Source organism: Microcoleus sp. MOSTC5, assembly GCF_036701825.1.
GTDB classification, from domain to species: domain Bacteria; phylum Cyanobacteriota; class Cyanobacteriia; order Cyanobacteriales; family Microcoleaceae; genus Microcoleus; species Microcoleus asticus.
Genome location: NZ_JAUBRK010000018.1, coordinates 1 through 18,045, shown reverse-complemented (window position 1 = coordinate 18,045; position 18,045 = coordinate 1). Strand labels below are relative to the sequence as shown.

At 46.7% G+C, this 18,045-nt stretch carries 23 protein-coding genes; 18 read left to right on the top strand and 5 right to left on the bottom strand.

Annotated elements, in window-relative coordinates:
* Nucleotides 1–967: 967 nt before the first annotated feature.
* Nucleotides 968–3,748 carry a phycobilisome rod-core linker polypeptide gene (locus QUA54_RS11995; RefSeq protein WP_333414807.1) on the bottom strand — a complete coding sequence of 927 codons (2,781 nt, stop codon included), beginning with the start codon at nucleotides 3,746–3,748 and terminating at the stop codon, nucleotides 968–970.
* Between the two features lie 523 nt (nucleotides 3,749–4,271).
* Nucleotides 4,272–4,394 (bottom strand): hypothetical protein, encoded by a 123-nt coding sequence (locus tag QUA54_RS11990; RefSeq protein WP_333414806.1) that lies wholly within the window; start codon nucleotides 4,392–4,394, stop codon nucleotides 4,272–4,274.
* A gap of 34 nt (nucleotides 4,395–4,428) precedes the next feature.
* Here QUA54_RS11990 and QUA54_RS11985 point away from each other — a divergent pair, with 34 nt between their 5' ends.
* From QUA54_RS11985 to QUA54_RS11950, 8 genes are all read left to right on the top strand, one after another.
* Complete coding sequence (locus QUA54_RS11985) at nucleotides 4,429–5,616, top strand: class I SAM-dependent methyltransferase (protein WP_333414805.1); 1,188 nt, start codon at nucleotides 4,429–4,431, stop codon at nucleotides 5,614–5,616.
* A 171-nt stretch (nucleotides 5,617–5,787) separates the two neighbouring features.
* The gene (locus QUA54_RS11980) at nucleotides 5,788–5,961 is read left to right on the top strand and encodes a hypothetical protein (RefSeq protein ID WP_333191884.1); all 174 of its coding nucleotides are present in this window, start codon (nucleotides 5,788–5,790) and stop codon (nucleotides 5,959–5,961) included.
* Nucleotides 5,958–6,080: a hypothetical protein gene (locus tag QUA54_RS11975; protein WP_333414804.1), complete on the top strand. Its 123-nt coding sequence runs from the start codon at nucleotides 5,958–5,960 to the stop codon at nucleotides 6,078–6,080. Before QUA54_RS11980 ends, QUA54_RS11975 begins: the two co-directional genes overlap by 4 nt.
* The gene (locus QUA54_RS11970; protein ID WP_333414803.1) at nucleotides 6,058–6,324 is read left to right on the top strand and encodes a hypothetical protein; all 267 of its coding nucleotides are present in this window, start codon (nucleotides 6,058–6,060) and stop codon (nucleotides 6,322–6,324) included. Before QUA54_RS11975 ends, QUA54_RS11970 begins: the two co-directional genes overlap by 23 nt.
* Nucleotides 6,325–6,496: 172 nt before the next feature.
* Nucleotides 6,497–7,264 (top strand): hypothetical protein, encoded by a 768-nt coding sequence (locus QUA54_RS11965; RefSeq protein WP_333414802.1) that lies wholly within the window; start codon nucleotides 6,497–6,499, stop codon nucleotides 7,262–7,264.
* Nucleotides 7,261–7,431, top strand: a complete 171-nt coding sequence (locus tag QUA54_RS11960) for a DUF433 domain-containing protein (protein WP_445301550.1) — start codon at nucleotides 7,261–7,263, stop codon at nucleotides 7,429–7,431. Before QUA54_RS11965 ends, QUA54_RS11960 begins: the two co-directional genes overlap by 4 nt.
* A gap of 154 nt (nucleotides 7,432–7,585) precedes the next feature.
* Nucleotides 7,586–7,768: a hypothetical protein gene (locus QUA54_RS11955; RefSeq protein ID WP_333414801.1), complete on the top strand. Its 183-nt coding sequence runs from the start codon at nucleotides 7,586–7,588 to the stop codon at nucleotides 7,766–7,768.
* A 17-nt stretch (nucleotides 7,769–7,785) separates the two neighbouring features.
* Nucleotides 7,786–8,178: a Uma2 family endonuclease gene (locus QUA54_RS11950; protein ID WP_333414800.1), complete on the top strand. Its 393-nt coding sequence runs from the start codon at nucleotides 7,786–7,788 to the stop codon at nucleotides 8,176–8,178.
* Here the strand turns inward: QUA54_RS11950 and moaA are convergent.
* Nucleotides 8,175–9,164 (bottom strand): GTP 3',8-cyclase MoaA, encoded by a 990-nt coding sequence (gene moaA, locus QUA54_RS11945; RefSeq protein WP_333414799.1) that lies wholly within the window; start codon nucleotides 9,162–9,164, stop codon nucleotides 8,175–8,177. The genes QUA54_RS11950 and moaA overlap by 4 nt on opposite strands.
* 269 nt (nucleotides 9,165–9,433) lie before the next feature.
* Between moaA and QUA54_RS11940 the strand changes: the two genes are divergently transcribed.
* From QUA54_RS11940 to QUA54_RS11900, 9 genes are all read left to right on the top strand, one after another.
* Entirely contained in the window at nucleotides 9,434–9,886 is a 453-nt protein-coding gene (locus QUA54_RS11940; protein WP_333414798.1) for a nitrate reductase associated protein, read from the top strand.
* Between the two features lie 757 nt (nucleotides 9,887–10,643).
* Entirely contained in the window at nucleotides 10,644–11,099 is a 456-nt protein-coding gene (locus tag QUA54_RS11935) for an ATP synthase subunit I (RefSeq protein WP_172184531.1), read from the top strand.
* Nucleotides 11,100–11,126: 27 nt separating this feature from the next.
* Nucleotides 11,127–11,882 carry a F0F1 ATP synthase subunit A gene (gene atpB / locus QUA54_RS11930; protein ID WP_172184533.1) on the top strand — a complete coding sequence of 252 codons (756 nt, stop codon included), beginning with the start codon at nucleotides 11,127–11,129 and terminating at the stop codon, nucleotides 11,880–11,882.
* Between the two features lie 146 nt (nucleotides 11,883–12,028).
* Entirely contained in the window at nucleotides 12,029–12,274 is a 246-nt protein-coding gene (gene atpE, locus QUA54_RS11925; protein WP_172184535.1) for an ATP synthase F0 subunit C, read from the top strand.
* Nucleotides 12,275–12,300: 26 nt separating this feature from the next.
* Nucleotides 12,301–12,768, top strand: coding sequence for a F0F1 ATP synthase subunit B' (locus tag QUA54_RS11920; RefSeq protein ID WP_333198150.1), 468 nt, complete (start codon nucleotides 12,301–12,303; stop codon nucleotides 12,766–12,768).
* An 87-nt stretch (nucleotides 12,769–12,855) separates the two neighbouring features.
* Nucleotides 12,856–13,383, top strand: coding sequence for a F0F1 ATP synthase subunit B (locus QUA54_RS11915; protein ID WP_172184539.1), 528 nt, complete (start codon nucleotides 12,856–12,858; stop codon nucleotides 13,381–13,383).
* 3 nt (nucleotides 13,384–13,386) lie between these two features.
* Nucleotides 13,387–13,932: an ATP synthase F1 subunit delta gene (gene atpH, locus QUA54_RS11910; RefSeq protein WP_172184541.1), complete on the top strand. Its 546-nt coding sequence runs from the start codon at nucleotides 13,387–13,389 to the stop codon at nucleotides 13,930–13,932.
* A gap of 118 nt (nucleotides 13,933–14,050) precedes the next feature.
* Nucleotides 14,051–15,568, top strand: coding sequence for a F0F1 ATP synthase subunit alpha (atpA, locus tag QUA54_RS11905; protein ID WP_333198149.1), 1,518 nt, complete (start codon nucleotides 14,051–14,053; stop codon nucleotides 15,566–15,568).
* 128 nt (nucleotides 15,569–15,696) lie between these two features.
* Complete coding sequence (locus tag QUA54_RS11900) at nucleotides 15,697–16,650, top strand: F0F1 ATP synthase subunit gamma (protein WP_172184545.1); 954 nt, start codon at nucleotides 15,697–15,699, stop codon at nucleotides 16,648–16,650.
* A 344-nt stretch (nucleotides 16,651–16,994) separates the two neighbouring features.
* Here the strand turns inward: QUA54_RS11900 and QUA54_RS11890 are convergent, their stop codons facing one another.
* Entirely contained in the window at nucleotides 16,995–17,168 is a 174-nt protein-coding gene (locus tag QUA54_RS11890) for a DUF2442 domain-containing protein (protein ID WP_333414797.1), read from the bottom strand.
* A gap of 63 nt (nucleotides 17,169–17,231) precedes the next feature.
* Between QUA54_RS11890 and QUA54_RS11885 the strand changes: the two genes are divergently transcribed.
* On the top strand, nucleotides 17,232–17,606 hold the full coding sequence (locus tag QUA54_RS11885; protein ID WP_172184513.1) for a hypothetical protein: 375 nt from the start codon (nucleotides 17,232–17,234) through the stop codon (nucleotides 17,604–17,606).
* Between the two features lie 29 nt (nucleotides 17,607–17,635).
* Here the strand turns inward: QUA54_RS11885 and QUA54_RS11880 are convergent, their stop codons facing one another.
* Nucleotides 17,636–17,848, bottom strand: a complete 213-nt coding sequence (locus QUA54_RS11880; protein ID WP_333198146.1) for a helix-turn-helix transcriptional regulator — start codon at nucleotides 17,846–17,848, stop codon at nucleotides 17,636–17,638.
* Between the last annotated feature and the right edge of the window lie 197 nt (nucleotides 17,849–18,045).

The window sequence follows — 18,045 nt, the reverse complement described above, 5'->3', positions numbered from 1 at the left end:
GCCTGCATTGGTATTTTTTTTTTACTTCTATCAAAATACGGACTCACCAATTATACCTAATTTTTGCAGGCTGGGCATTAAGGGAAGTCACTAATACCCGATAGATAACTAGGCAATCGCTCTGTCTGTGGCGATCGCGATTTTGTATATTGAAATCAAAGACGAAAAGTTCGCGGTAATGTTCTCGCGTCAAAGTGGCTATTTTAGTACGGTTAACCGAATGTAGAAAGGGCGGGTACTTGCACCCGCCCCGATGCGATTATCAAGTCCAGATTGGCTCAAATCTCAAACCTCAAATCTAATTGCAGCAGCAAATCCAGTGGCAAATTTAAAACTGTTTGCTGCACCGATTCAGCAGATTTGACCCGAGCAAAAACGGATACTTGCGAAGGACAACAGTCGTAGAGAGATCAAAGTTTTAGACTCTTATTCAATCTCCCAGATTCATGTGTGTAGTAAATCTAAAATCTAAAATCTAAAATCTAAAATCGACTGACAGTGCTATTTTCCATAAATCTTACCATTCGTTCGCGTACACCTGCTGAAGCCTGGTTTTGACCTGTGACCAGCCTCTCGATCGCAATAACGTAAACTTGAAAGTTAGAAAAAACAACAGCCAAAAATAAAACGGATGCTAGAATCGTAGCTGTTTGATTAAATTAGGTCTTACCCACGCTTTCTTCAACAACTCGGTTTCTTCCTATATTTATCGTTGCTAAATCTCTTATTTTGGTAAAAACCGGGTTTCTTAGCACACTCTCTCTTCCCTAAATCTGCGGTCTCTGCGCTTATTTAAAAAACTCTTTATCTCAATCAAATAAAACTTTTATATTCTCTTCATGTGCGTGTATCTGCGGTTAAAAATCCCCAATTTATACCAAAAAAAGGGCTGGTAACCACACCAGCCCTTCAACTAATTTGAGACGTTAAATTAACAGCAATTTAACATCTCAAACCTCAAATCAATCTAGCTTCTGTCGATCGCAGCCGCAGGCTCAAAACTCGGAACCACAATTTCACCATTCTGCTTAGTCAACTGGTTGTACAGTCTTTCAGTATTCGGGAAATTAGCAGCCGGTAGAGTCGGAAAGCGGCGGTAAGGAACAGTATCCTCACCAAAAGCATCCGCATATTCAACGCTGTTCAACATCGCGTTGATAAAGCCCTTAATCCCTTTACTTGCCAAGATTTGGTTGTAAGTCCGAATCTCCGCTTGATTGCGAGGAGCGCGGCCCAAGAAGTGCTTTGTGCCCAACTCAATCACCTTAGTATTTGGATAAGGTGCATAGAACTGTTTGACGTACAGCGACGAACAACCTAAAGCTTCAATGAACTCCTTGAGATTGATTTCATTGTTGCCAAGTTTGCTTTCGAGCGCCGTGAATTCATTCTTCACAACGTAGGGATTCAAGTCGCGTTCAAAAACTTGACGGTAAGCAGCTTGAATTAAAGTTTTCAAAGCTACCTTGTCCGAAGTAGTCGTCAGCTTGAAAACCTTAGTTTGTTCGCGTCGCTTGCTGACACCTTGAGCAATCCGATTTTGCAGATCCAAATCGCCCCGATCGCCTGCTACACCGAGTTCGATAAACCGAGGCGTGTCCGCAATCTGAGCTTGGAGATTTTGGTCAGCGACGGAACTCGATCGCATCGTCCGCATCGACAAACCTGCGGGAGTTACGTAGCGCTCGTAGGGCACTGTATCTTCCCCGAAAGCTTCGTTGTACTCCAGACTGTCGATGATGCCATCGACCAGCGCGTAGAAACCCTTCTTGGCGCAAATGTCAAAGTAAGCGTTCATTTCCTGGCGGCCGTAGGTAGGGCGTCCCAGGAGTCGGCGGTGAATGTACTCGATCGCCTTACAAACGTAAAGCTTGCTCCAGTACATATTGCGGAACACGTCTGACTTCGCCAACATCCGAATAAACTCGCGCATCGGAATGTCGCCGTTTTCCAGCTTAATTTCCGCCACCTTTTGGCGCTGGCCGTCGAACACGTCGCGACCGAACACTTGCAGGTAAGCTGCCCGAATCACCGCTTGGGTGGAACTTTCGGTATATTTGACACTGGAAGCATTGCTGTAGCTGCTGGAGGCACCGCGGGCAGTTTTCTTGGAAGCAACATAGTTGCTCGGTAACTGGTCTAATTTAAAGACCTTGGGGCCCAGAGAACCAGGAGCAGCACCGCGAGCCGCCGGATTGCTCAACTGATTGTCAATCCCCGCACCTTGACGGATCAGGATACGGCGAGTGTCTTTGCCGAAGGGAGCTGGACGGTTTTTGGGGTTGCGAGTTTCTTGCGGGAAAATCGCGCCGAACTGAATTTCTAAGGGGTCATTGCCAACACCGTAAACGTGCTGGTCTGGTAGCGGCTGAGTGTAGCCCGCAAACAAGGTGATGAACTGAGGAACCTTGCGGAACGGAGCGCTGAAATTGAACAAATCAATTTGCGGGCCCCAGTTGCGACATTCCTGAGCTTCTTGACCCAAACCGCGCAGGTAAGGCACGGTTTCTTCGCCGAAGTAGTCGGAATATTCCTGGGAATAAACCATCGCGTCTACGAGGGCTGCCAGACCGCCTTTAGTGACGATCGCAAAATACTTGCTGAACTCCTCCCGCGAGCTCAAACCGCGGCCTAGAAAGTGACGGGCGGCCAATTCTACAGCGCGGCTGTTGACAAACGGCTCGTAGAATTGCTGGCGGTACAGAGGAGATTTACCCAACCGGCGGATAAACTCTTTCATCGAGATTTCGCCGTTTTTGACCTTGGATTCCAGGTCAGAAATGCTTTGGCTGTATGCGCGGCTAATGTCGCGCTCGAATACTTGGCGGTAAGCTGCTTTGATTACTTCTAGCTTTTCTGCCGATGACAGGCCGGTTTTCATGACGAATTTCGACCGTCGCTCGGCTGCGTTGAAGTAGATTTGAGGCAGTTGCAGCCCTTGCTGATCGTTGCTTTCGCGCTGCCGCACCTTGTCTGAAGGTGTGGGAGCTTTGAATTCGGTAATCGCTACCTCGAAATATTGTCCGACGATCGCCGCGGCCTCTGCATTGTTTCGGAAATAGCCCAAAGATGCTGCCTTCATTTCCTGCATTGCCACAATTGTGGCCGCCGAAGAGCAAGCATTTTCGATGATTTCCCGCAATCCGCGCACGTTCACCGAAATAATATTCGGGTCGCCAGCTACGATCGCGTAGGTGATGTAGCGCAAAAACCAGCTCAAATCCCGCAGAGATTTGGTCATGTTGCCCGGGCCGTAGCGCGAGACATTGATCGGCTGAAATCCTGCTGGGATTGGGCCGTTGTAGCCGCCACCGTTGCCAGAAAACAGATTTCCCAGCCCCAAGAATCCGCCGCCGCCGCCTGAGCCGTTGCCACCGCCGCCTGCGCGACCTTCAACGTAGGTAACAGTTCCCAGTTTCATGCCTTCAGAGACATTCCCCGAGCCGCCGCGAGCCGCGCCTGCTACAGCCATCGCAGGTTCTTGTGGTCTTTCCAAAAATGCCAGCGGAGAACCGCCGGTAAAAATCCGGTTGGCTGCGCGAGATACAATCAGTTCCGAGTTTTGGGTCAGCGTCTCAGAAATCGCGATCCGAAGAGCCCCTGAACTGAAATAACTTGCCAGTTCGCTGAGTTCGCCCCGCTGTAGAAAGCGGTCTTGCTGTTCTGCTTGCGAAATTGTTGCGACTGGTACAGTTTGATATAGTTGCGGACGTGCAACTGAGCTTCCACCACTTGCCTTTACAGTCATTAGACTCCTTAGCTCCCTATCTAAATCGTTGAAGCATTTACCCAGACTAACCTTGCCTTCTCATGCAGGTAAAATTAGGTATTTTTGCTTTGTTTACTTTTTGCCTTTACCTATCACGAGGTTCGGGCGCGCTTACTTTCTTAGATTAAAATGTTTTGGTTTCATCTTTCTTCCTGCCGGCAAATGTCCGACCCGAAGGCAGGCAGGGGGCACTCCCTCCGCGGAGCTCCGCCCGTAAACCCGTGGAAACAAAGACTTGGCAGGAGAGTTGCCTTTGGGCGATTGCAGGAAGTGCCGTCAATTAAGGGAAAAGAAAATCTAAAATTTTCTTCTGCCTTTTTCTGGGCCTCTTGCTCTCTTGAAAGACGCCTCCGCTTTACCCGAAAGCTCAGCGGTGGGTTATTGACAGTCCTTGTTTGTTAAAAAGCCTGCCGAGATTTATTGTATAGATTTAAGAGAGCGTATATGAGAAAAAATGATAAGTTTTATTACGCAGAAGCTGTCAGGGCTTGGCTATCAGGGGTTAGTCGATCGCCCGATCCCTTTCTTTCAGGCTTGCCCAACTTGACGGAGCGACACTTTGGTTGCGAGTAACGAAGCAATAGAAGTGCATCGCGTAGCGCTGTTCGTCCGTAGCTACTGACAACCAATCTCAAAACTCACGCACTATTACCTCACCTATGGATACTACGCCTGATATCAGTGCTGCCGTGCGGCGGCTGTACGATACTTTCCCTTTCCCGCCCGATCCTTTGTCAGATGAACCGCCCCCAGGGTACAACTGGCGCTGGAGTTGGCCTGATGCTTACAATTTTTGCACCGGCCAAAAGCCGCCAAAACTAGATGTTCGGATTTTAGATGCTGGCTGCGGCACTGGTTCGAGCACCGATTATCTGATTCACCTCAATCCCGAAGCTTCGGTGACGGCGATCGACCTGAGTGAAGGTGCTTTGAAGGTAGCACAAGAACGCTGTCGGCGATCGGGAGCGCGCGAAGCGGATTTTCGCCACCTCAGCCTGTACGATGCCGCCGAGTTAGATGGCGAGTTTGATTTGATCAACTGCGTCGGCGTGCTGCACCACTTACCAGATCCGATCCGGGGCATTCAAGCGCTGGCGGCGAAGTTGGCGGAGGGCGGTTTGATGCACATTTTTGTGTATGCTGAGCTCGGACGCTGGGAAATTCAACTCATGCAAAAGGCGATCGGACTTCTTCAAGGCCGCCAAAAAGGTGACTATCCCGATGGTGTGAAAGTCGGTCGTCAACTCTTTGCTTCTTTACCAGAAAACAACCGTCTTGTCAAGTACGAAAAACAGCGTTGGGCAGGAGAAAATCAGCGGGACGAATGTTTTGCTGATATGTACGTTCACCCGCAGGAAATTGACTACAATATCGAGACTTTGTTCGAGTTAATCGATGCTTCGGGATTGGAATTTATCGGTTTTTCAAATCCGGGATATTGGCAGTTAGAAAGACTTTTGGGGAAAGCGCCGGAATTGATAGAAAGAGCTCAGGGTTTGACGGAACGGGAGCTTTATCGATTAATTGAATTGTTGGATACGGAAATCACTCATTACGAGTTTTTCTTGGGCAAAAAGCCTGTTAATAAAATTGATTGGTCGGACGATAAGGCACTTTTGGCGGCAATTCCCGAGTTGAGTAGTTGTATGCACGGTTGGCCTAGTCAACAAGTGTTTGATTGCAACTACCAATTGCTCAATTTGTCAAGTGCGGAATTTGAGTTTTTGCAAGCTTGCAATACCAAAACTGTGGGAGAGATTTTGGCGGATGTGGAGATGGGATTGGATGAAGTGCGATCGATCTTATCAAAACAGCTAATTTTGCTAACACCGTCCGATCGGATATAACAATCGACAACAGGGGAATTGAGGACACGGCCATGCCGTTTCCCTACCCCAAAATAATCGATCGATCCCCCTCGCAACAGATGTAACCATCGCCAGATTAACTGTAGGGAAACGGCACTGCCGTCTCCTGATTGTGGGTAACTTCCCGTAAAATCCAAAATCCAACATGGATTGACACAGGCCCCCGTCTGCGGCTACGCTTTGAAGTTAGAGGTTGCTTTGCTTGTAGAGGAAGTAGCCGGCGTCGCCCAAAAATCTAGTTGCACTGCCCAAAGCTGCTACCAACAGCAATGGACAGCTAACCGCCAAACTGGGACAAGCAGTCTGGAGGCTAACGGAGTATGATAACACTCTCTGTAGCCGCCCTGCTATGTGTTGAAAAGCGGGGCGGCTGGGTTTTTGGGGTTTTTCTAGAAAACCCAAAACCAGGAGAACATAATTATGTCACAGGAATTCTTGCCTGACGACAACAAATTCGTTAGCGAAGCCCTCGAAGAGGATCGCCCAAATGACGACTCAGCAGCAGAATCGGAACAGGATGTGGTGTGTGTAACGGTGACAGGTTCGCAATCGGGTGTCAGGGAAACCATACTCACTTTGTACCGCCTGGGATTTGCCCAAGTTGGCGATTGGAGTCCCCTACAACGTGCAGCTAATCCGAACCAAGTGATGAGTGTGCTGATTCGCCGTCGGAAGCGCAAAGCGTAGGTGTTTGCTCGTTCCCAGGCCTTAGCCTGGGAACACATTCCATGAGGCTCTGCCTCCTGTTTTTATTTTTATCCGTTAGCGAGGCAGAGCCTCTGGATCTCGGTTCCCCGGCCTTAGCCTGGGAACCAGTTAAGATTTTAGATATGGAAATTTTGAATAGTTAAGAGGCATTATGGGAGAAGCAAAACGCAGAAAAGAAGCGCAAGCTCGTGGTGTTCCAACAGTACCTAGGCGCAAAATTTTTACCAAATTTGAAAAAACTTTTGCAAAGCTTTGTGAAGAATTTGCTTGCGATGGAGATTTTGAATTGCAACAAGCTCGCGAACAATCTCCCTTACTGGCTGAAATTTGGCTTCGTATGGTTGCTTTTGCTCAACTCGCAGAAGCAGGCAGTATTACAAAAACGGAAGCCGTAAATTTTTGGAGAACTTATTGGGAAGACGATATTGTTAATATATTGGGGCGAATAGACATTAGGCTTCCCAAGCATTGGTATTGGCTGACTCGTATAAAAGGCGCAACTCTATTTGCCGTAAAGGAATTGCGTAATTCTTTAGGCAAGCGTTATGAACAAGATTTTTTGGAAGAAGCTCAGACACAATTTGTTTCGATTGGAGAGACAACAATAGAAATAGGATTAGCTTTTCACGAAAACAATATCATTTACTGGGGAGAAAGCTTAATAATTCATAAGGGCAAGGATAATACCAACGACAGAGGAGAATTAATGATAGCAGTAAAGCATTCAAGTGGGTGTTGGAATTATTACCCATCTCGTGACAATCTAACCATTCCTTTATCCGATTATAAAAAGGCGAAGTTAGCATTAGAACAATTTTCCGATTCTTTAAAAGGCGAATTAATGCACTATGAATCTGGTAAATTTGCAGAATTATTGGGATTAACAATTAAGGATAATTACGCCTATCTAATTAAATAAAATCGAGGTTAAAACCTTCTACTACATACATCTTAGAATATCTCGTCGGTGGCATGACGGAAGCAGAAATTCTGGAAGATTTTTCAGAATTAACTTCAGCAGACATCAAAGCCTGCCTTGCTTTTGCAGCCGATCGTGAAAAAAAGTTATTTGTGGCATCCCTGTGAAACTTCTATTTGAAGAAAACCTCTCAGATGCAGCCTTATAATATAATTGAAACAGTGCTACCCAGCTTGTTAATTCAATGAAAATCACTGCGACCGCCGCTTCCCTCGGATGTGTAAATATTTTAATAACAATAGCAATCATGGAAGGTAAAAGATGACACAAGCCCACAAACAGAAACTTACCTTTGAAGAGTACCTCACCTATGAGGACGACACCGACAACCGCTACGAATTAATTGATGGAAAGTTAGTAACATTGCCACCAGAATCGGGCCCAACAATTTCATTGCTAACTATCTACTATTCACTCTGGCTAGTAGCGGGTTCATCCCACTGAGGCTGATCAGAACACATATGTGCGAAATCCAAGTTCCGATCCTGCGGGAGGGCGACGCAGCTAACCGCTACCCAGATTTGGTGGTTTTGCGCCCCGAACACATCTTGCTGACAGCAACCAGGCTAACCATCACCCAAACTATGCCACCTCCTCAGTTGGTTGTCGAGGTTGTTAGTCCAGGTAGAGTTGGGCGCGATCGCGATTACATTAGTAAACGAGCTCAATATGCAGCGCGGGGTATCCCTGAATATTGGATTGTTGACCCTCAAGAGGAGATAGTAGCGGTACTACGACTAGAATCAGGTGAGTATGTCGAAGTTGGGGTTTTTCAAGGGGAACAAGCGCTGATATCGCCGACTTTTCCGCAGTTGAACTTGACGGCCCAACAAGTCCTGGAAGGGGAGCTTTAGCCACCGATTTGAGACATTGTGCGGCTGTAATTTCCTTGAGTAGTTCCCGAATCCCGCTGCTTGAAATTAATCTCCGGTTTAATCTCTAATATCTGCTGCACTCGATCGCGCAATTCGCTTGTAGGAGTCCCGCTGCGGAGAGCAGTTTTTAAGTCAATTTGACCTGTTTCGTTCAGCAGACAAGGCCGCAGCCACCCGTCTGCAGACAAACGCATCCGGTTGCAGCGATCGCAAAAACACTCCGACATTTGGCTGATAAATCCTAAAGTACCCTTCGCCCCCGGAATTTGAAACACATCCGCCGGCCCGTTACCGCGCACTCCCGAGTCTGCTAACCCGTATTTCTCGCTAATTTGTTGCCGCAATTCGGCTGATGCTACCCAACCTTTATCGCCAAATAAATCCCCATTCCCGATCGGCATAAACTCAATAAATCGAACGTGCCAATTCCGGTTAATTGTTAACGCCGCTAAATCCAATATTTCGCCGTCATTCACACCGGGAATTACCACAACATTCAGTTTCAGCGGGTCGAATCCAGCTTGATAAGCCGCTTGAATTCCCTCCCAAACCTGCGTCCATCGAGAACGTCCCCGACTACCAATTATCTTATCGAAAGTCTCCGGTTCCAAGGAATCCAAACTAATATTAATCCGGCGCAAACCAGCATTGTAGAGATTTTCGGCCATTCCGGCGAGCAAAAATCCGTTGGTTGTCATGGATAAATCTCGCGTTTCCGGCATTGAGGCGATCGACCTCACCAATTCCACCACCCCAGGCCGCAGCAGCGGTTCCCCTCCAGTCAAGCGAAACTTTGTAAATCCCACGGGTATAAAAACTTCCCGCAGCAGAGTTAGCAATTCCGAGTGAGTTAACAACTGCTGCTGCAATACATAGTCCAACTCGCTACCTTCCGGCATACAGTAGAGACAGCGGAAATTGCAGCGGTCTATCAAGCTAATCCGAAGGTAGTCTACGGTATCCATGTCAATAGTTTGTAATATTATTTAATTATAAATGCAGACTCGATTTTCTGCAATTATAGGCTGTAGACTAATCTAAAATCGAAAATCTCTAATCTAAAATACAATTGATATCATCCAAAAAGGGATACAAGCCCCCAGCTCCCGCCTGTAGATTAAATCTCTAATCTAAAATCTAAAATCTAAAATACAATTGAGGGATACAAGCCCCCAGCTCCAGGCTGTAGAGTAAATCTCTAATCTAAAATCTAAAATCTAAAATTGGTAGATTTATGTTTTTTGAATTTGAAGCTGATTTTGTGGAAGCTCTGCGCTGCATTCCGATGCAGGTACGTCTCAAGTTAGATACTTGCGGTATTAAATTAAAGTTGCAGGATTGGAATCATTTTAACCAAGCAGAACGTGAAATCCTTGTAGAGAAACCTTGCTTGACACCAGCAGAAATTATTGATTACCGAGAACAGCTAAATAAAATATTAATTCAACACACAGGCAAACCGGGAACTGATTTGGCGGTTGATGAAAATCCCCCGTGGATGGATGCTGCAACTGTACCGGAGTCGGTTTCTGCAAAAGCGCAAGAGCTCGGCGTGACAATTTCTTTGGCACAGTGGGCGAATTTGCACCCTCTACAGCGATTTGCTTTGATTAAGCTTAGTCGATCGAGCCACGAAAATAGAAACTTTCTCCCGGCTGTTAAAGAGTTTCACCTCGTAGAATCATAGGTCTCTTGCCCTGCCTGTAGTTCGTACTCTGGCTAAGAGTCCCGCACAAGACTGCACGAACCGCCTGTGCATAGACTCCTGTCAAGTTATTTTTTGTATCTAAAACTACGAAATGCTGGCTATTTTCAGATCTCGCCTCTAAAATCTGTATCAAAGACTACTAATTACAGGAAGCCGATCGTGGACTTATGTGCAGGTGTAGACTGGGACGAAGCATTCGGGTACCGGCCCGGACAACAATTTGAGTTCAAAGCACAGCCTGGAACCTTTGATACTGTTGCTTGCTACGAACCGATGATGGTACCGCCATATGGCTGGAGAACGAGCCCGTACCCCGCTGCCCTCACCAACTGCGAGTAATTTCGACCGCCGTGATTGACGCTGGTTGCTGGTTAGAGCCTCACCGTTGAGCGCTGTCGCCCCAAAAGTGCTAAAGTTTAGTCCAGAGGACGGGCGATCGCGACAACATTATAAATATTCATAAAATTTGCGGCTATCTGCATCAAAGCCTTCTAGCTTCAGACTTGGGAACGGTTCGGTACGCTTGCCGAGCGAGGTCAAGTGGCTCAGGCAGACCGTTCTGAGAAACCCATCAAAAAATTCATTTTTTTTAAGTTATGTTACCTGCACGTGGTATTATTCGATGTGAAGTGTGCGATCTGTAACGTTTGTCACACTTGTCGCTACAAGACGGTTTCAACCGAATTAATTGTAGTGGGAGTCAACTAACACCGACTGCTTTGAAAGTCAAGTAACCTTGTCAGATCAATCTCGCGCATCCACCGCCCAAACGCAGGACATCTCTCAGACAGGTTCGTCCGAACCGGAGTCCACTGATGCTATGCAAGATTTCTACAAACTTCAGCAACAGTTGTTTGTAGTCACACTCGCTTTCACGGGAATAATTTTTATCTCTGTGTGGATTTTTTATTCGCTCAACATTGCCCTAAATTACTTGATTGGGGCGATCGTAGGTGTGGTTTACTTGAGAATGTTGGCCAAAGACGTTGAGCGCCTCGGCCCGCAAAAGAGGAGTCTGAGTAAAAATCGGTTGGCTGTATTTATTGGGTTGATTGTAGTAGCAACTCAGTGGAATCAGCTACACATTTTGCCCGTATTTTTGGGATTTCTGACATATAAGGGCGCGCTCGTGTTTTATATGCTGCAAAGCCTGTTCATTCCCGATCCCGTCAATGGGTCAGGCAGTCGGTGAACCCTCCACTGTGTGAACTTCTTGTGAATGGAAATGCTAAATGTCTTAAATGCCTTTAATGCTCTTCCCTTCGCTGTGTTGGAAGTTGGCAAGCATTTCTACTGGCACATAGGCAATCTCAAAGTTCACGGGCAGGTATTCATCACCTCCTGGATTGTGATTGCTCTCCTCCTGATAGCTTCCCTGGCGGCAACTCGCAATATGCAGAGAATTCCGCGCGGAATGCAAAATTTCATGGAGTACGCCTTAGAATTCATTCGAGACTTGGCTAGAAATCAACTCGGCGAGAAAGAGTACCGTCCCTGGCTGCCATTTATTGGCACTTTGTTCCTGTTTATTTTTGTATCGAATTGGTCGGGGGCCTTAGTTCCTTGGAAACTAATTAGGTTGCCAGAAGGCGAACTAGCTGCTCCGACCAACGACATCAACACGACGGTAGCACTTGCTTTGCTGACTTCTCTGGCATATTTTTATGCGGGTTTCAGCAGGCGGGGTTTGGGTTACTTTAGTAAGTACATCGAACCAACCCCAATTTTGTTGCCGATCGCCATCTTGGAAGATTTCACCAAGCCTCTTTCCCTAAGTTTCCGTTTATTTGGTAACATTTTAGCGGATGAATTAGTGGTAGCGGTGCTGGTGCTGTTAGTTCCCCTGTTTGTACCTCTGCCCGTAATGATGTTGGGTCTGTTTACCAGTGCGATTCAAGCTTTGGTATTTGCCACCTTGGCAGGAGCTTACATTCACGAAGCATTGGAAGGACACGGCGACGAACACCACGATTAACACTCTGGAATTGGTTAATGGCTAATAGCGATATGTCAGAAATCAGCAGTCCAATGACTAATGACTGATGACTAATTACCAATTACCAATTACCAATTACGCACTATCTGTTTTTCAATCTGTACACAAAGTTAAGGAAATTTATCATGAATCCGACAGTTGCTGCTGCTTCAGTTATCGCCGCAGGTTTAGCTATTGGTTTGGGCGCGATCGGACCTGGCATCGGTCAAGGTAATGCCTCGGGTCAAGCAGTAGAAGGTATTGCCCGCCAGCCGGAAGCAGAAGGCAAAATTCGCGGGACACTCCTGCTGAGCTTAGCATTCATGGAATCCCTGACCATCTACGGTCTGGTTATTGCATTGGTGCTGCTGTTTGCTAATCCCTTCGCTTAATACTGAAGGACTGCAAAAAGGGGCGGATGTCTTTCCGCCCCAAAACAAAGGAGGAACTAAAAGTGTTTGATTTTGATGCAACTTTGCCTTTTATGGCGTTGCAGTTCCTAGTTTTGATGGTAGTCCTGAACGCTGTTTTCTATAAGCCCCTGACAAAGATGCTCGACGAGCGGGATGAATACATCCGCACCACTCAAGTGTCTGCTGGGGAACGCTTGGCGAAAGCTCAGAAATTAGCGCAGGAATACGAACAAAAACTGGGAGAAACTCGCAAACAGTCTCAAGCAGTAATTGCTGCGGCTCAAGCAGATGCCCAAAAAACCGCGTCGGCAAAAGTAGCTGAGGCTCAAAAAGAAGCTCAAGTGGCGCGAGAAAAGGCAGGACAAGAGATTGAGCAACAAAAACAAGAGGCAATGCGCTCGCTGGAGCAAGAAGTAGATGTCCTGAGCCGACAAATTCTTGAAAAGCTATTAGGCACTGCACTGGTCAAATAGCTCGATCGAACAGTTTGAGATTTTGGGTAAATCCTCAAATCTAAAATCGGTTCACCAAACCTGCACGCGCAATTATGGAAGAGTATCATGGGGACTGTTTTATTGCTAGCCACAGAAGCTAGCGGGGAAGGTGGTTTCGGTTTAAATTTCGATATTTTAGAAACCAACCTGATTAACCTGATCATTGTTATTGGATTGCTGTTTTACTTCGGGCGCGGCTTTTTAGGGAACATCCTCAGCGAAAGACGCTCCGGCATCGAAGAGGCAATTAAAGAAGCAGAAACTCGCCAAAAAGATGCAGCAGCAGCTCTAGCAGAGCAACAGCAAAAATTGACTCAAGCGCAAGCAGAAGCGGAACGGATTCGATCCGCTGCTGAAGAAAATGCGAAGAAAGCCAAAGAAGCAATTCTAGCTCAGGCAGCGCAGGAAGTTGAACGCATGAAAGCAACAGCGGGTCAAGAGTTGGAAGCAGATCGAGAAAGAGCGATCGCCCAACTCAGATCTGCGGTTGTATCTATGGCATTAGAAAGGGTGGAAGGCCAGCTAAAAACTAGCTTGAACGAAAACGCTCAACACCAATTAATCGATCGCAGCATTGCGTTACTGGGAGGCTAGAAAGTGAGTAAAGTCAGCACCGAAGTCTTACAGCCTTACGCATCCGCTTTGATGTCACTGGCTAAGTCTAACAACCTCTCAGAGCAGTTCGGCGAAGATATCCGCTCCTTGCTGAACCTGCTAGAAAATTCGGAGGAACTCCGCCTATTTCTAGGCAGTCCTCTGGTGAAACCGCAGGATAAAAAAGCCGTAATCGATCGAATAGCGGGATCGGAAATGAACCCGTTGATGCGGAACTTTTTGCGGCTGTTAGTAGACAAAGGACGGATTCTTTTTTTAGAAGGAATTGGCAAAAAATACTTGACCGAGCTCCGAGAACTCAACCAAACTGTTTTGGCGGAAGTTACCTCGGCTGTCCCGCTTTCAGACGCTCAGCAGCAAACTGTTCGCGAGAAAGTGCAGGCGATGACAAGCGCAAGGCAAGTAGAAATTGAAACCAAAATAGACGCAGATTTAATCGGCGGAGTCGTGATTAAAGTAGGCTCTCAAGTGATTGATGCCAGCCTGCGAGGACAATTGCGCCGCTTGGGATTTCGCTTGAATTCTTAATAGTTAATAGCTGATAACTATTAGCTAATTTAGTTAGCGGTTAACTGTTAGTAGTTTTGAACAACTGACAATTGACAACTGACAACGGACAACTGACAAATAATAACTGACAACTGACATGGCAGCAATCAGACCAGACGAAATTAGCAGCATTATTCGCCAGCAAATTGAGCAGTACGACCAAGATGTTAAAGTTTCTAACGTCGGTACGGTTCTGCAAGTAGGCGACGGTATTGCCCGGATTTATGGCTTAGATAAAGCAATGTCCGGGGAATTGCTAGAATTTGCCGACGGCACTGTTGGTATTGCACTGAACTTGGAAGAAGATAACGTCGGCGCTGTGCTGATGGGACAAGGACTCGGCATCGAAGAAGGTTCGGTGGTAACAGCTACTGGCAGAATTGCTGAAGTCCCCGTGGGTGAAGCAATGTTGGGACGGGTAGTTGATGCTTTGGCCCGTCCGATTGACGGCAAAGGGGACATTAAAACTACTGAATCTCGCTTGATTGAATCTCCGGCACCGGGGATTGTTTCTCGCCGTTCTGTTTACGAACCGATGCAAACAGGAATTACCGCTATTGATGCGATGATTCCGGTGGGAAGAGGACAGCGGGAACTGATTATCGGTGACAGACAAACCGGTAAAACTGCGATCGCGATCGACACGATTATTAACCAAAAATCGGAAAACGTGATCTGCGTTTACGTAGCGATCGGTCAAAAAGCTTCTACAGTAGCTAACATCGTCAACGTCCTGCAAGAAAAGGGCGCAATGGACTACACGATCGTAGTAGCAGCCAACGCTAGCGACCCCGCAACCCTGCAATACTTGGCTCCCTACACAGGTGCTAGCTTAGCCGAGTATTTCATGTACAAAGGCAAGCACACTTTGGTCATTTACGATGACCTTTCCAAACAAGCACAAGCTTACCGCCAAATGTCCTTGTTGCTGCGCCGTCCTCCCGGTCGCGAAGCTTATCCCGGAGACGTGTTTTACCTGCACTCTCGCTTGCTAGAACGCGCTGCTAAATTGAGCGACGATTTGGGCGAAGGCAGCATGACTGCTTTGCCAATTATCGAAACCCAAGCTGGTGACGTTTCTGCTTACATTCCGACGAACGTAATTTCGATTACCGACGGTCAAATCTTCCTTTCTTCTGACTTGTTTAACGCTGGTTTGCGTCCCGCAGTAAACCCCGGTATTTCGGTATCGCGGGTAGGTTCGGCGGCTCAAACTAAGGCGATGAAAAAAGTAGCCGGTAAGGTGAAACTGGAATTGGCGCAGTTTGAAGAACTGGCAGCATTTTCTCAGTTTGCTTCTGACTTGGATAAAGCTACTCAGAATCAATTGTCGCGGGGTCAGCGCTTGCGGGAACTGTTGAAACAGCCCCAAAGTTCGCCTCTGCCGATGAACGAACAAGTGGCTGTAATCTATGCCGGTATTAACGGCTATATGGATGACATTCCTGTGGAAAAAGTCAGCAAGTTTACAGTTGGTTTGCGCGACTATTTGCGGACTAGCAAGCCGAAGTACGGCGAAATTGTTCAAGGCGGAAAGGCCTTGACTGATGAAGCTGAGAAGCTGCTGAAAGAAGCCATCACTGAATACAAGCAAAGTTTTCTAGTTTCTGCGTAGAAAAGTAGAAATTTTGAACCGCAGATGAACGCGGATTAACGCAGATAATCTGAAGTTGATCTGCGTTACTCTGCGTTAATCTGCGGTTTTAATTAAGAAGATGCGGGCAAGGATGTAAGGAGAAAGTTATGGCAAATCTGAAAACTATTCGCGATCGCATTAAGTCGGTCAAGAACACTAAAAAGATTACAGAAGCAATGCGCTTGGTGGCCGCTGCTAAGGTGCGCCGCGCTCAAGAACAGGTGACTGCAACTCGGCCTTTTGCCGATCGGCTGGCAGAGGTATTGTACGGTTTGGCGGAACGCTTGCAGTTTGAAAACCTGGATTCGCCGCTGCTGAAAAAACGCGAAGTGCGATCGGTGGGACTGTTGGTAGTTTCGGGCGATCGGGGTTTGTGCGGCGGCTACAACAGCAACATCATCAGATACGCCGAAAATCGCGCTAAGGAAATCAAAGCTGAAGGCTTAGACTACAAATACGTGTTGGTAGGACGCAAAGCTACTCAGTATTTCCAACGCCGCGAACAGCCGATTGATGCTACTTACGCTAACTTAGAACAAATTCCCACAGCACCGGAAGCCGCGCAAATTGCTGACGAATTGCTTTCCTTGTTCCTGTCGGGAACTGTGGACAGAGTTGAGCTAATTTACACCAAGTTTGTGTCGCTAATTAGTTCGCGTCCGGTAATTCAAACTTTGCTGCCCCTCGACCCCCAAGGTTTTGAAGTGCAAGACGATGAAATCTTCCGCTTGACTAGCAAAGGCGGAGAGTTTCAAGTATCGCGCGAAAAGGTTTCTGCACCTACTAAGAAGAGTTTGCCCCGCGACATGATTTTTGAGCAAGATCCGGCGCAAATTCTGGATGCTCTTTTGCCATTGTATTTGAACAACCAATTGCTGCGGGCTTTGCAAGAGTCTGCTGCTAGCGAGTTGGCGGCGCGGATGACGGCGATGAACAATGCTAGTGAGAATGCTAGCGATTTGATCGGTAGTTTGACGCTGACTTATAACAAGGCGCGGCAAGCAGCAATTACTCAGGAAATCCTGGAAGTTTGCGGCGGTGCAGAGGCTTTGAACGGTTAGGTTAGGGTTGACAATTTGTTGATTTTATGCTAGGCGTCTGAGGGAACTCAGGCGCTTTTTTTTGAAGCAACTGAGGATACGGCAATGCCGTTTCCCTACCCAAAATAATCAATCTTCCTCGCTCGGATGTAACCATCACCGATTTAATTGTAGGGAAACGGCACTGCCGTGTCCTGACTGTGGGTAATATCAATTCCGAAGCCACAGAATTTTGGATTAGACTATCTATCTTCCCGCGTTCCTCTAACCACCGCTGAAATGACTTCTGATTTTCTCCAGATGGTTTACCGAGAATGATATTTTTGATGCTAATGTCTTCGTCAATATCCGGCCAGTGGATTCCTTCATTTCCACCAATAAATCGCCAATAATTGGCGATTTATTGGTGTGCTGTGCAATAGCCGAGGATAGCAAACTAAAGGAACAGAAATACTACGACCATCGGATAGATCGACTGTTAGCGTGTCGTCTGTAACAACTACTTTTTGTGCTTGGGGGATTTCTAGCAACTCAACCATTAAAAAAGTTATTATTTCAGGATATGTGGCAAGATTACCAAGATTAAAGGAAAGGGAGGAAAAATGGCAAAAAAAATCTGGATTGTCTACAAAACCGAAAGCATGAGTGCTCCCGGCTGGGAAAAACGTCAGCTTATGCCGAGGGGCGGTCTCACTAATATACTTTGGGAAAATTGGACTTGGGAAGAAAACCCAGAAATTCCTCAAGTAGGGGACAAAACCCGCGATTATGAAAATCTATCTGACCCCGGTAATGGAGTTACCCACGGAAAAGATGGAGATTGGGTAGTTACTCGCGTTCAGCAGTTTTTTGCTTCCGATACTGAGGAGCGAATTGTGGTGTGTTACTGTTCTTACCAACCTGTTACATCTGATTGGGAAGCGCTACAACAAAGCGAGTCTGTCAATCAGATGCTAGCAACTGTCGAGCAATATTGAGTGGATAATTAGTTCCTAAAAGCGATCGACTATTCCTGCACAATCTCATACAAATCTTCGATCGGCAAATCAAAAGTCCTCGCCAACTTGTGCAAGGCTGTCACGTCAACTGTTGCTAATCCGGGCGATCGGGCATAGGTTCTGAGCGTGCTGTAGACTACGCCCGATCGCTCTGAAACTTCTTTTAGAGTCCAGCCTTTCTCGGCAGCAAATTCTCGAACCCGCAACTTAATTAATCCCATAACCTCTTGACTTTTGACTAATATAAGTCATAAACTTGTAATGTAAAAAGCGATCGCCCCAACGTCTGGAAAACTTAAAGACGATCGCCTATCAAAGTTCAAATCCCATCAAGTGGGATGTATTAGACCTCTTGCAAAATAATTTTATGATATAATGAAAAGTTTTGCTGAGAGTTGATTGAATCCCAACTCCTAAC

Bases quoted from the DNA above. Each gene is read 5' to 3' on its own strand.
- atpA (WP_333198149.1), top strand. From the start codon at position 14,051: ATGGCAGCAATCAGACCAGACGAAATTAGCAGCATTATTCGCCAGCAA.
- QUA54_RS11965 (WP_333414802.1), top strand. From the start codon at position 6,497: ATGGGAGAAGCAAAACGCAGAAAAGAAGCGCAAGCTCGTGGTGTTCCA.
- QUA54_RS11955 (WP_333414801.1), top strand. From the start codon at position 7,586: ATGACACAAGCCCACAAACAGAAACTTACCTTTGAAGAGTACCTCACC.
- QUA54_RS11880 (WP_333198146.1), bottom strand. From the start codon at position 17,848: ATGGGATTAATTAAGTTGCGGGTTCGAGAATTTGCTGCCGAGAAAGGC.
- QUA54_RS11920 (WP_333198150.1), top strand. From the start codon at position 12,301: ATGTCTTTCCGCCCCAAAACAAAGGAGGAACTAAAAGTGTTTGATTTT.
- QUA54_RS11915 (WP_172184539.1), top strand. From the start codon at position 12,856: ATGGGGACTGTTTTATTGCTAGCCACAGAAGCTAGCGGGGAAGGTGGT.
- QUA54_RS11885 (WP_172184513.1), top strand. From the start codon at position 17,232: ATGGCAAAAAAAATCTGGATTGTCTACAAAACCGAAAGCATGAGTGCT.
- QUA54_RS11890 (WP_333414797.1), bottom strand. From the start codon at position 17,168: ATGGTTGAGTTGCTAGAAATCCCCCAAGCACAAAAAGTAGTTGTTACA.
- QUA54_RS11970 (WP_333414803.1), top strand. From the start codon at position 6,058: ATGTCACAGGAATTCTTGCCTGACGACAACAAATTCGTTAGCGAAGCC.
- QUA54_RS11995 (WP_333414807.1), bottom strand. From the start codon at position 3,748: ATGACTGTAAAGGCAAGTGGTGGAAGCTCAGTTGCACGTCCGCAACTA.
- atpE (WP_172184535.1), top strand. From the start codon at position 12,029: ATGAATCCGACAGTTGCTGCTGCTTCAGTTATCGCCGCAGGTTTAGCT.
- QUA54_RS11985 (WP_333414805.1), top strand. From the start codon at position 4,429: ATGGATACTACGCCTGATATCAGTGCTGCCGTGCGGCGGCTGTACGAT.
- QUA54_RS11940 (WP_333414798.1), top strand. From the start codon at position 9,434: ATGTTTTTTGAATTTGAAGCTGATTTTGTGGAAGCTCTGCGCTGCATT.
- QUA54_RS11950 (WP_333414800.1), top strand. From the start codon at position 7,786: ATGTGCGAAATCCAAGTTCCGATCCTGCGGGAGGGCGACGCAGCTAAC.
- QUA54_RS11975 (WP_333414804.1), top strand. From the start codon at position 5,958: ATGATAACACTCTCTGTAGCCGCCCTGCTATGTGTTGAAAAGCGGGGC.
- atpB (WP_172184533.1), top strand. From the start codon at position 11,127: ATGGAAATGCTAAATGTCTTAAATGCCTTTAATGCTCTTCCCTTCGCT.
- moaA (WP_333414799.1), bottom strand. From the start codon at position 9,164: ATGGATACCGTAGACTACCTTCGGATTAGCTTGATAGACCGCTGCAAT.
- QUA54_RS11900 (WP_172184545.1), top strand. From the start codon at position 15,697: ATGGCAAATCTGAAAACTATTCGCGATCGCATTAAGTCGGTCAAGAAC.